Annotated in this window: 8 protein-coding genes; 5 read left to right on the top strand and 3 right to left on the bottom strand. The window is 66.9% G+C overall.

Going from position 1 to position 12,065, the window contains the following annotated elements:
* Positions 1-19: 19 nt before the first annotated feature.
* Positions 20-586 carry a hypothetical protein gene (locus tag M2342_RS00660; protein ID WP_264577665.1) on the bottom strand — a complete coding sequence of 189 codons (567 nt, stop codon included), beginning with the start codon at positions 584-586 and terminating at the stop codon, positions 20-22.
* Between the two features lie 226 nt (positions 587-812).
* Entirely contained in the window at positions 813-977 is a 165-nt protein-coding gene (locus M2342_RS00655) for a DUF1674 domain-containing protein (RefSeq protein ID WP_264571718.1), read from the bottom strand.
* Between the two features lie 107 nt (positions 978-1,084).
* On the opposite strand from M2342_RS00655, the gene M2342_RS00650 reads away from it, so the two are divergent.
* The 5 genes from M2342_RS00650 to M2342_RS00630 all read left to right on the top strand — a co-directional run bounded on the left by M2342_RS00650 (position 1,085) and on the right by M2342_RS00630 (position 7,332).
* Positions 1,085-2,395, top strand: coding sequence for an RsmB/NOP family class I SAM-dependent RNA methyltransferase (locus M2342_RS00650; RefSeq protein ID WP_264577664.1), 1,311 nt, complete (start codon positions 1,085-1,087; stop codon positions 2,393-2,395).
* A 79-nt stretch (positions 2,396-2,474) separates the two neighbouring features.
* Positions 2,475-3,137 carry a ribulose-phosphate 3-epimerase gene (gene rpe / locus M2342_RS00645; protein ID WP_181561168.1) on the top strand — a complete coding sequence of 221 codons (663 nt, stop codon included), beginning with the start codon at positions 2,475-2,477 and terminating at the stop codon, positions 3,135-3,137.
* Positions 3,134-4,891: a heparinase II/III family protein gene (locus M2342_RS00640; protein ID WP_181561169.1), complete on the top strand. Its 1,758-nt coding sequence runs from the start codon at positions 3,134-3,136 to the stop codon at positions 4,889-4,891. The genes rpe and M2342_RS00640 overlap by 4 nt, the downstream gene beginning before the upstream one ends.
* Positions 4,892-4,902: 11 nt before the next feature.
* Positions 4,903-6,492, top strand: coding sequence for a bifunctional phosphoribosylaminoimidazolecarboxamide formyltransferase/IMP cyclohydrolase (purH, locus tag M2342_RS00635; protein ID WP_264577663.1), 1,590 nt, complete (start codon positions 4,903-4,905; stop codon positions 6,490-6,492).
* A 138-nt stretch (positions 6,493-6,630) separates the two neighbouring features.
* Complete coding sequence (locus M2342_RS00630) at positions 6,631-7,332, top strand: peptidylprolyl isomerase (protein WP_413715038.1); 702 nt, start codon at positions 6,631-6,633, stop codon at positions 7,330-7,332.
* Here M2342_RS00630 and M2342_RS00625 read toward each other — a convergent pair.
* Entirely contained in the window at positions 7,329-11,984 is a 4,656-nt protein-coding gene (locus M2342_RS00625; protein WP_413715037.1) for an NAD-glutamate dehydrogenase, read from the bottom strand. The two genes, M2342_RS00630 and M2342_RS00625, sit on opposite strands and share 4 nt — an antisense overlap.
* Positions 11,985-12,065 lie beyond the last annotated feature (81 nt).

Genomic DNA, 12,065 nt, shown 5'->3' with positions numbered 1-12,065 from the left:
CAGCCTCGCCCCCGCTCGCCTAGATTTCCGCGATCTGCGCGCAAATCCGGTCAAGTGAGGCGGCTTCCCGCTCGACTTCCCGCAGGCCGATTTCCAGCGGGCAGTTCTTGATATCCCGGCAGTTCAGGATCTTGCCGGATGCGCCCTGTGCGCCGTCGATGATCAGCTGGCGGAACTGCGCGGTGCGCTGGAGGCTGCCATCGATGGTGGCGATCACCGCCAGCGCATCCTGATCGTGCCGGTCGCGCATGGCGACCAGCGCGCGCAGTTCGGCGAGCAGCTTTTGCAGCGTGGGGCGGGTTCGTCCGCCGACGGAGCGCACATCGCCGAACGACTCGCGCATGGTCGAAACCTTGTCGGCGGTCGTCCGCTCAAGCTGGCCCCAGGCGAGAATCAGGCGGCCGACCGCCTGCAACAGCGCAGCATCGCCATCGGCAGGCGCAGTCGCAGGTCGTGCGCCGGGGAAAAGATCGGGCTGGTCTTCATTAAGCGGTTCGCCGGTCGGCGTGGGAGAACCGACCGGCGTTCCTTGCTCGACACCGGCATTGTTACCGGGCGAAGCAGAAGTTCGGTGGGAATCGGACACGTTGCTCATCCGTCAGGCAACAGCGCGCATCGGCATGATGGTGGGATCATCACAGCAGACACAATGGCATCTCGCCCCAAAACCAGCGAACCGACTCTTCGTCCCACTCTCTTTGCGGAGTGTTAAGTGTACTATATGACTGATAGCGGCCGATAGTGCATCCGAAAATTGCGTTGAACCAAGGCGAACGCCAAAAAAATGCAACATTGCGTGCAGGGGTCGGCGCTCAGAAATCAACGGCGATGCCCTTGCGCTCCCAATCGCCGAAGCGCGTCGGGTCCAGTCCTTCGTCAGAAGGGCGCGGCTGCGCCCGGGCTTCCTCCGGCTGGGGCACCGGCGGGCTTTTCGAAAGGTAGCTCGGCGGCTTGAGATGATCGGGGCGTTTTCCCACGCTTTAATGCTCCGTTTTCGTGCCGTGGCACGCGGTCCATGACCTGATGATGCCATAAGCGGCATTTCCCGGCCACGTATCGACTTTAGCTGTTATAGGGCCAAGCCATGTCCCGCCCAACCGCCAAATCGCAGCACGTCCCTCAAAATGCCCAACCTGCCGGTCTCCCTGCCCGGCGAGCGGCGCTCAGCCTGCTCGATGCCGTGATCCGGCGGGGGCAGCCGCTCGAACAGGCGCTGGGGGCCGCGGCCCGCAACATCAGCCATCCGCCAGACCGCGCCTTGGCGCATGGCATCGCGGCCGGGGTGCTGCGTTACATGACGGAACTGGATGCGCTGATCGACAGCGCAACCGCCCGTCCGCTGCCCGTGGACGCGAAGGCGCGCCTGGTGCTGCGGCTGGCGCTGGCGCAGGCGCTCATCCTCGAAACACCCCCTCATGCCGTGATTGCGACGTCCCTGCCGCTGGTCGATGGCGGGCCGCGCAAGCTCGTTCATGGCGTTCTGGGCACCTTGTTCCGGCGCCAGCTGGCCCTCCCCGAGGCGCCTCGCCTGCCGGACGAAGTTGAGGCGCGCTGGGGCGAGGCGTGGGGCGAAGAGGTCGTCGCCGCGGCGCGGCAGCTCATCGCGCACCGCCCCCCGCTCGATCTCACATTGCGCGATGCCGGAACGACTGACGAATGGACGGAGCGGCTTGGCGGCGTGTCACTCATGCCCGGCCACGTCCGTCTGGCTGCGGAGAGCGAGGTGACAGCCCTGCCCGGCTATGCCGAGGGGCAGTGGTGGGTGCAGGACCTCGCCGCCTCGCTGCCGGCCCGGTTGCTCGGGGCGGGGGAAGGCCGTTCCGTGCTCGATCTGTGCGCGGCGCCAGGCGGCAAGACCATGCAGCTTGCGGCTGCGGGCTGGCGCGTCACCGCCGTCGACCAGTCCCAGCGCCGGCTGGAGCGGATGCAGGCCAATCTCGCGCGTACCGGGCTCGAGGCAGCTGTGCTGCGCGCCGACCTCACCAACTGGGCGCCGGACGCGCCGGTGGACGCGATCCTGCTCGATGCGCCCTGTAGCGCGACCGGCATTTTCCGGCGCCATCCGGATGTGCTGCACCGCGTCGGCCCGCGACAAGTTGCCGAGATGGCCGAAATCCAGGCGGCACTCGTCGCGCGTGTGTGCGGCTGGCTGAAGCCGGGCGGGGTGCTTGTCTACGCCACCTGTTCGCTGGAGCCCGAGGAAGGCGAGGCGCAGATGGACACCCTGCGCGCGAACCATCCCGAGATGCTGCCACGGCCGATCGACACGGCCTTGCTGCCCGAGGGGCTCGTGGCAGAAGGGCATGTGCTGCGCCTTCTCCCCGGCGCGTTGATGCCGGCGGGCGGGCTGGATGGATTCTTCATCGCCAGCCTGTCCCGCTCTGACTCGCTTTAGGGCGCGCGGGCCCCAATCCATCCACAACTTTCGGCCTGTGGCAGTTGCACTGTCCGAATCGCAGGGTTAAGCGAAATTCATGATGCCATCCGTGCGTATTTCCCCGTCGATCCTCTCCGCTGACTTCGCACGCCTGGGCGAGGAGGTCCGCGCCGTTGACGAGGCGGGTGCCGACTGGATCCATGTCGACGTGATGGACGGGCATTTCGTGCCCAACATCACCATCGGCCCGATGGTCGTGAAGGCGCTGCGGCCGCACACTCAAAAGCCGCTTGACGTGCATCTGATGATCTCGCCGGTGGACAGCTTCCTCGATGCCTTCGCCGAGGCCGGCGCGGATATCCTGACCGTGCATCCCGAGGCCGGGCCGCACATTCACCGCACGGTTCAGCGGATCAAGGCGCTGGGCAAGAAGGCGGGCGTTTCGCTCAATCCCGGCACGCCGGCCAAGATGCTGGACTATCTGCTCGAGGATCTCGATCTGGTCCTCATCATGAGCGTGAACCCCGGCTTTGGCGGCCAGAGCTTCATCGACAGCCAGCTTCGCAAGATTGAGGCTGTGCGCAAGGCCATCGACAAGACCGGCAAGGACATCGCGCTGGAAGTCGACGGCGGCGTGGATGCCGTTACCGCGCCGCGCGTCATTGCGGCGGGGGCCGATGTGCTGGTGGCGGGCACCGCGACCTTCCGGGGCGGACCAGCATCCTATGCCGACAACATCCGGATGCTGAGGGGCGGATGAGCGCCCGGCCGCTCCCCACGCCTACGCCGCCCCCGGAACCGCCGGTGGAAGACGGTATTGAGCGGGGCAAGCGGCTGATTCGCGTCTCGGATGATCGCGGTGTGTCGCTGACCGAGCGACTCGCCAATCATTTCTATCGCCTGAGCTGGGCGACGCCATTCCACAATATGCGGCTCAAGGGCAAATATCCGCTCAAGCTGCTCGCCGTGCCGGATGACGGCATTCCGGGCGACGCGCGGGCGGGCAAGGCGCTGCGGGCGGGCTATTTCCTGTTTCGCGGCCTCAAGCAGCCCGTGGCCACGCTGGACTGGCGCCGCATCGAGCAGCCGGCGGAGTTCGTGGATTATCTCCACAGCTTCCGCTGGATGCGCGATCTGGCGGCCGCCACCACGCGGGACAATGCGGTGCCCGTCGCCGAGGCGCAGATGCGGGCCTGGCTGACCGCCCATGCCGAAAAGCCGACGGACCCTGCCTGGCGTGCCGATAATGCCGGCTGGCGCATCCTGTATTGGACGGCCTATTCGCCGCTGATCCTCTCCAGCAACGATCTCGTCTACCGCAGCCTGGTGCTCAACAGCATCGCGCGCACGGCGCGTCATCTCGATCGCGGTGCCGACAAGGCGCCGCTGGGCCTGCCGCGCGTGATCGCCTGGACCGGCATCGTTGCGGCTGGCCTGTTGCTGCCCGGTGGCGATCCGCGAAGGATATTTGGCGAGGCCGGGCTGCGGCGGGCGCTGGAGACGGGCTTTTCGAGCGATGGCGGCATCATTTCCCGCTCGCCGCTGGAGCAGGTCGAGGCGATCACGCTGCTGGCGATGCTGCGCGCCGTCTACGACGTGCGCCGTGCCGACCTGCCGGCCTGGCTGGCTGAAACGATGGAGCGCATCGTCGCGGCCTTGCTCGGCATATTGCATGGCGATGGCGCGCCCGGAAGCTGGCAAGGCGGGGCGCCGCTCGATCCCGCACGAATCACCGCTATCGTCGCGGCCTCCGGCATCCGCGCCCGGCCGCTGCGGCAGGCACGCGACTGGGGCTATCAGCGGCTGAGCGGCGGCACGACTGTCGTTCAGGTCGATGCGGCCCCGCCGCCGGTGGCCCGGCTGGCCTCCAATGGCTGCGCCTCGACCACGGCGCTGGAAGTCTCGGATGGGCCGGTGCGGCTCATCGTCAATTGCGGCGGCGCGGCATTGGCGGGCGCGTCTCTCCCGGCTGATCTGACCCAGGGTCTGCGCACAACGGCGGCGCATTCCACGCTGGTGCTGGACGATACCAATTCCACCGCGATTCTTCCCGATGGCGCGCTCGGTAAGGGCGTGAGCGAAGTGGAGCTGGATCGGCAGGAGCATGAGCAGGGCAGCCGGCTCGAGATTGCGCATGATGGCTATGCGCGGCGCCTTGGCCATTTGCATCGGCGCACGCTGGTTCTCACGCATGAAGGGCGGGAGCTGCGCGGCGAGGACGTGCTGCTGCCCGGCAGCCGCCGCCGCAAGCCGGTCAGCTGCCCGCTCGCCATCCGCTTCCATCTCGGCCCGGATATCGAGCCGACGTTGACCGCCGATCGGCAGGGCGCCCTCTTGCGCTTGCCGAGCGGTGCCTTGTGGCAGTTCCGGGTCGGCGCCGGGGAACTCGCAGTGGAAGAAAGCCTCTGGGTGGACGGCGAAGGCAGGCCCCACCCCACGCAGCAACTCGTGGTGAGCGCCACCACGGGGCCGGGCGGAACAAGCATCGGCTGGCTGCTCAAGAAATCGGGATAAGGACAAGACAGATGCAGGATGTGACGATCCGGCGGGCACTCCTTTCGGTGTCCGACAAGACCGGGCTATTTGAGCTGGGCGCCGCGCTGGCGCGCCATGGCGTGGAACTGGTTTCCACCGGCGGCACGGCCAAGGCGCTGCGCGAGGCGGGGCTTGAGGTGCAGGATATTTCGGACCTCACCGGTTTTCCCGAGATGATGGACGGGCGCGTCAAGACGCTGCACCCCAAGGTCCATGGCGGCCTGCTCGCGGTGCGCGACAATGCCGAGCATGTCGCAGCTATGGAGGCGCATGAGATCGGCGCGATCGATCTCGTCGTGGTCAACCTCTATCCCTTCGCTGCCACCGTCGCCAAGGGTGCGGACCGTGACGAGGTGATCGAGAATATCGATATCGGTGGTCCCTCGATGGTCCGCTCGGCGGCCAAGAACCACGCCAGCGTGACGATCCTCACCGATCCGGCCGATTATGCGCGTCTGATGGACGAGATGGACGAGAAGGGCGGCGCGACCAGCTATGATTTCCGGCGCCTCTGCGCGGCCAAGGCCTATGCCGCGACGGCGGAATATGACGCCATGATTGCAAGCTGGTTCGCCACGGTGGATCAGGGCGAGCCGTTCGCGCCGCGCATGGCGGTGCCGCTGCGGCTCGGCCAGTCGCTGCGTTATGGCGAGAACCCGCACCAGCAGGCCGCGCTCTATCTCCCGGCCTTCGCGCCCGAAGGCAGCCTTGCCGATCACCGGCAGGTGCAGGGCAAGGAACTGAGCTACAATAATCTGGCCGATGCCGATGCGGCGATGGAACTGGTCAGCGAGTTCCGCGACGGGCCGCCGACTGTAGTCATTATCAAGCACGCCAATCCCTGCGGCGTCGCCACCGGCGAGACGCTGATCGACGCCTATCGCGCCGCCTTCCAGTGCGACACCGTGTCGGCCTTTGGCGGCATCATTGCAGTCAACCGGTCGCTCGACGGGCCGACGGCAGAAGCGATTACCGAGATCTTCACCGAAGTCGTCTGCGCGCCGGATGCGGATGATGCGGCGCGCGCCGTGTTCGCGAAGAAGAAGAATTTGCGCCTCATCCTCACCGGCCCGCTGCCCGATCCGGCGCGCGCGGGCATGACGATGAAGTCCATCGCCGGCGGCATGTTGGTGCAGACGCGTGACAATGGCCGCATCAGCCGCGATGACCTCAAGGTGGTGACCAAGCGGGCGCCGACCGATCAGGAACTGACCGATTGCCTGTTCGCCTGGACCGTCGCCAAGCATGTCCGCTCCAATGCCATCGTCTATGCCAAGGATGGTGTGACCGCGGGCATTGGTGCCGGGCAGATGAACCGGCGCGATTCCTCCCGCATCGCGGCCATCCGCGCGCGCGAGGCGGCCGAGGCTGCGGGCTGGAGCGAGCCGCGCACCGTCGGTAGCGCCGTAGCGTCCGATGCCTTCTTCCCCTTCCCCGACGGCCTGCTCGCAGCGGCCGAGGCTGGCGCACGCGCGGTGATCCAGCCGGGCGGGTCGCTGGGCGACGACGCGGTGATCGCGGCGGCGGATGAGGCCGGGCTGGCGATGGTCTTCACCGGGATGCGTCACTTCCGCCACTAAGCTGTGCCGGCAGACGTAGGCATGCAGCCGGAGCGCGCCTCGGTCCGCCCGGTTCTGCGCGCCGGCGGGTTGATGCCGGGCGCCGCGATGTGACATGGTGCGGCTTCGCCCGCCCTGCCACTGCCCGGATCGATGCTCTTGTTTCTTCAGCCTGTCCCCGTCCTGCGCCTCAACCTCATCTTCCTCGCTCTCTTCTCCCTGCTGCTGGTCGCGCTGCCCGGCCCGGCACTTGCGCAAAGCGCGACCAAACCGACGCCGGGCTTCGTGCGTGTGCGATTGGAGACGGACATGGGCAACATCGTGCTCGCTTTGAACGCCCGGCGCGCGCCCAAGACAGTCGCCAATTTCATGATCTATGTGGATGATGGCCGGCTGGACGGGACGAGCTTCTACCGCGCCTTCCGCCGCAAGAACGATCCCAAGTCGGGCTTCGTCCAGGGCGGCATCGATACCGAGGTGCGGCGGGTCTACTTCCCCACCGTAGAGCTGGAGCCGACCGACCAGACTGGCCTCAAACATCTGGATGGCACCATTTCCATGGCGCGTCACAAGGAGCCCAATTCGGGCACCGGCAACTTCTCCATTCAGGTCGGCGCCAATCCCACGCTCGATGCAAGACCGGGCTATGCGGGCTATGCCGCCTTCGGTCAGGTGGTCGCGGGCATGGATGTGGTCAAGCGCATCATGGCGCGCGACACCTGCTGCGGGCGCGGCGTGATGTTCGGCCAGATGATCAAGGACCGCGTCACGATCAAGCGTGCCGTGCGACTCGATGGCACGCCCAAGCCGAGCGGCGTGGTGAAGCCCTGGCTGGTGAGCCCGCGCGGCGCGGTTCGCTAGCGGCTGAGCAGCGTCCGGGCCTGTCCGGTCAATTCCGCGACCATGGCGGCAGAAGGCGCGGCGGCCTGCCGGGCGCGGCCGATGAAGTCCGTGAACTTCTCCACCGCAACCTTGTTCTCCGCGAGCCAGCGATCGAGATGCTCCTCGCTCGTCTTCGCGCCGGCGCGGGCCAGGAAGCCGAGCCGCATCTGCTGCAATTCCCGCGCGCTGCCGGCGACCAGCAAGCGCTCCCACGGGTCGCTCGGCGTCATCTGGGCGGCGAGGGCCTGGAGCCAGTCGATGCCGAGCAGGCTGCCCAGCCGCGTGAAGGCGGCGGCAACGCTCAGCGCGTCCTGCGGCCCATTCTGCGCGAGCAGGGCAAGGCCGATGGCGCCATCCATCTTCACCAGCATCACGGTCCGTTCGGCCAGCGCATCCGGCACGCCAAGGCTGGTGAGCATGGCTCTCATGGCTTCGGCGGCCTTGAGCGGCTCGGGCTGCAGCAGGCTGTCGACCTTGGTCTTGAGCGTGTCGATGGCGCCATCGAGCATCGCCATCGCTTTGTGCGGCGCGATGCCGGTCGGCAAGGAGCGGTGCGCATCGCCGATATGGCCTGCCATCGCATTGGCGACGCTGCGGTAGAGGGCGAGCCGCGCCTGTTCGGAGAGGTCGGCACTGTCGATATCGTCCCAGAGCTGCCGCACGCCGAACAGGCGCTCGGCGATCACGAAGGCATGGGCAATTTCATCGAGCGAGCAACTGGCTTCCTCGGTGAGGGCAAAGGGCAGGATCACGCCGAGGCGATTGACGATGCGGTTGGCGATCTTGGTGGCAATGATCTCGTCGCGCAGCTGGTGGGCGGCAATCGCTTCCCCCTCGCGCTGCTGCATCAGGGGCGGGAAGGCACCGATCAGGTCGCTTTCCAGCGCAGGATCGCGGGCAAGGTCGCTCTTCTCGATGGCGTCCTGCAGCGTCAGCTTCGCGGTCGAGAACAGCACGGCCAGCTCCGGCCTTGTCAGCCCCAACCCTTCGCTGGCGCGGCGCATCAGTTCCTCATCCGGGGCAAGACCCTCCACCTTGCGGTCGAGATGCCCGCCATCCTCCAGCGTGTGGATCAGGTGGACATAGGAGGCGAGGTCCGCGCTCCCGCCCTGCTCCGCGATGGAGAGGCCGAGCGCCTGCAGGCGATTGTCTTCCAGAACGATGGCGGCGACCTCATCGGTCATGGCCCGCAGCAGATCGTTGCGCGCCTCCTGCGCAAGCCGCCCTTCGGCGACCTCCTTGTTGAGCGCGATCTTGATGTTCACTTCATTATCGGAGCAATCGACGCCCGCGCTATTGTCGATGAAGTCGGTGTTGATCCGCCCGCCCTTGAGCGCATAGGCGATGCGCCCGGCCTGGGTGACGCCCAGATTGGCGCCCTCACCGATTACCTTGGCGCGCACGTCCTCGCCATCCACGCGCAGACGGTCGTTTGCGGTGTCGCCGACCTCGGCGTTGTTCTGGTTGGCGGCCTTTATGTAGGTGCCGATGCCGCCGAACCAGAGCAGATCGGTCTCCGCGCGCAGCAGCGCCGAAATCAGCGCCGCCGGCTCCATGGCCGTCTGGTCGGTGCCGACCAGCGCCTGCATCTGCGGGCTGAGCGCGATGCTCTTTTCGCTGCGGGCGAACACGCCGCCGCCTTCGCTGATGAGGCTTTCCTTGTAATCCGCCCAGCTTGAGCGCGGCAGCTTGAACAGGCGCTGGCGCTCCTTCCAACTGGCGGATGCATCGGGGTCGGGATCGATGAAGATATGGCGGTGGTCGAACGCCGCGACCAGGCGGATGCTCTTGCTGAGCAGCATGCCGTTGCCGAACACGTCGCCGGACATGTCGCCCACGCCGATCACCCGCACCGGGTTCTTCTGCACGTCGACGCCCATTTCCGCGAAATGGCGCTGGACGCTGATCCACGCTCCGCGCGCGGTGATGCCCATCGCCTTGTGGTCATAGCCGTTGGAGCCGCCGCTGGCGAACGCATCGCCCAGCCAGAAATCATGATCGATGGCGATGGCATTGGCGACGTCCGAGAAACTCGCCGTGCCCTTGTCGGCCGCCACCACGAAATAGGGGTCGGCGCCGTCGCGGATGACCATGCCCTTTGGGTGCACGGTCTTGCCCTTGACGATATTGTCAGTGACGGAGAGCAGCGCCCGAATAAACACGCGATAGCTCTCGGTGCCTTCGGCCAGCCACGCATCGCGGTCGCTTGCCGGGTTGGGCAGCATCTTGGGGTAGAAGCCGCCCTTGGCGCCGGTCGGCACGATGACCGCATTCTTGACCCGCTGGGCTTTCATCAGCCCCAGGATTTCGGTGCGGAAGTCGTCGCGCCGGTCGGACCAGCGCAGCCCGCCGCGGGCGATGCGCCCGGTGCGCAGGTGGATGCCTTCGACGCGCGGCGAATAGACCCAGATCTCGCGCCAAGGCAGCGGCTTGGGCAAGCCGGGCACCAGCGCGCTGTCCAGCTTGAAAGCCAGCGCTTCCTGCGCGGCCGGGGTGAACGCGTTGGTGCGCAGCGTGGCGTTGACCACCGCGCGGTAGAGCCGCAGGATGCGGTCTTCATCGAGGCCTTTGACGCCTTCGAGTGCGGTATCAATGGCCGCGTTGATCGTCGCGGCGTCTTCAGCATCCTTGCCGCGCGCAGGATCGTGCAGCGCGAAGAACAGGTCCACGATCTGGCGGGCGATATGCGCCTCGCGCCGCAGCGTTTCGACGACAGTCAAGAGGCCGTAGGCAAGGCCGGTCTGGCGCAGATAGCGGAAGATGGCGCGCATGAAGACGGTGTCGCGCGGCCCCAGCTGCGCCGTGACGATGAGTTCGGCAAAGCGATCATTCTCCGCCCGGCCCTCCAGCACGGCATCCAGCGCCTCGCTGACAATTGCCGCGCGGTCGAGCACCTCGGCCGCCGGGCCGCCATCCTGCCGCTCCAGGGTGAAGCGCTGGATATGGCCGAGCGACCCCTCCGTCCCCGCGCTGGTGCTCCGTTCCTCCAGCACCCTGAAGCCGAAATTCTCGAACGCCGGCACGGCTTCGGATAGCACGAGCGGTTCGAGCGAATAGATCTTCACCCGCAGCTGGTGGTCGCCATCCTGCGGGATGCGGTAGAAGCGCACGCTGCGATCATCCGGGCCGGTGAGTTGGTGCAGCGCCAGCACGTCCCGGGCGGCTTCGTCCGGCCCGGCGCTTTCCCGGTAGGACATCGGGAAGGTCGGCGCATAACGCTGGGCGAGCACGGCGGCGCGTGAGCTTTCGCCAAGCTCGATCAGGCCCTGTTCCACGGCGGGGGTCCAGCCGCGCAGCAGTTGCGCGATCTGCAGGTCCAGCGCCTCGGCATCGGGCACCTGTCCTTCATCACGCAGGTCGAAGGTGAAGCGCACCAGCGCCAGACCGCTCTCTTCCAGCGCGATGGACCAGCCGAGCAGGCTGGCGTGCGCCGCCGAGGCGATCAGCGCGGAGATGCCTTCGCGGCGGCTGGTCGAGAGGTCGTCGCGCATCATCCAGACGAAGGCGAAGAGGTGCCGGCCCAGCACATCGCTCACCAGCTCCAGCTTGGGGCGGGGCCGGTCGGCCAGCGACATGGCGGTGAGCGTGATGCGGTCCCGGTCCTGCGCGCTGAACGCCAGCATCAGGTCGTGCGGCAGGGCGGTGAGGGCGTGCACCAGCGATTTGCCGGCATGACCGGAGGGATTGTAGCCGAACCGCGCCATCAATCCCGAAAGCGTATCGCGCAGGATGGGCACATCCTCCGGCGCGGTGGCGAGCGCCGCGCTCGTCCACAGGCCGGCATGGATGGAAATGGCGGTGATCCTGCCCTCTTCCCGCACCGGCACGAGGAACAGGTCGATCAGCACATGCCGATGGACCTTGGCCATCATGTTGGATTTGAGGATCAGCGGCCCGGCATGGCCGGCCTCGAACCACGCCAGAGCGGCGGCGGCGGACTGGTCTGAAAGCACCGGGTTCTCGGCCGCCCGGCAAATGCCCTTGCGGCGTCCCGGTTGGCCGTCCGGCACCCAAAGCGTGTGCCCCAATTGGGTGAGATTGGCCTTGAGCAACCAGCGCAGAAAGTCGCCGCCTTCGCCCGCGCCCAGACGATTGGCATCGGCAGTCAGCGCATCGATCATCGCCCGCCAGTCGCTCACTGCGGCGCGCACATGGCACAGGGTTTCCTCCAGCGCCCGACAAAGCTCCCGCCGACCGCGCGCGTCTATGCGGTCGGTCTCGATATAAATCAGCGATTCGCGGCCGGCCCCGTCCTCATCGCCAATGGCCAGCAAAGCGCCGTCCTCGTTACGCCGCACCGGGAGAATCGGGTGGGCGAGCACGTGGATCACCAGATCGGCCTGGCTCAGACAATTGCCGATGCTGTCGACAAGAAAGGGCATGTCGGCGTTGATGATGGCGATGCGCTGCCGCCGGCTCGCGGCGCCGGCACTGCGCTCATCGGTCAGGCTGTCGATGAGGATGGCGCTCTCGCCATCCCTGCGCATTGCGGCGGCTTCCAGCACGAAGCGCGCCGCCTCGTCCCATTGGTCCGGTTGGGGCGATTGCTGCTCGCTTTCGAGCACGCCCTTGGCCAGTGCCTCCGCGATGGCTGCCGTCAGCGCGTCGTCGCGATTGGTCTTGATGGTCATGGACATCCTCTTCCACTTGTGCCGGCCCTTGTCTGCCTAACGCACATCTGTGGAAGCAGTGTCGGGCCTGTGTGGTTAAAC

The organism is Sphingobium sp. B8D3A (assembly GCF_025961995.1).
Taxonomy (GTDB): Bacteria; Pseudomonadota; Alphaproteobacteria; order Sphingomonadales; family Sphingomonadaceae; genus Sphingobium.
Note: the sequence above shows the minus strand (reverse complement) of the source record. Positions and strands in the feature narration are given on the sequence as shown.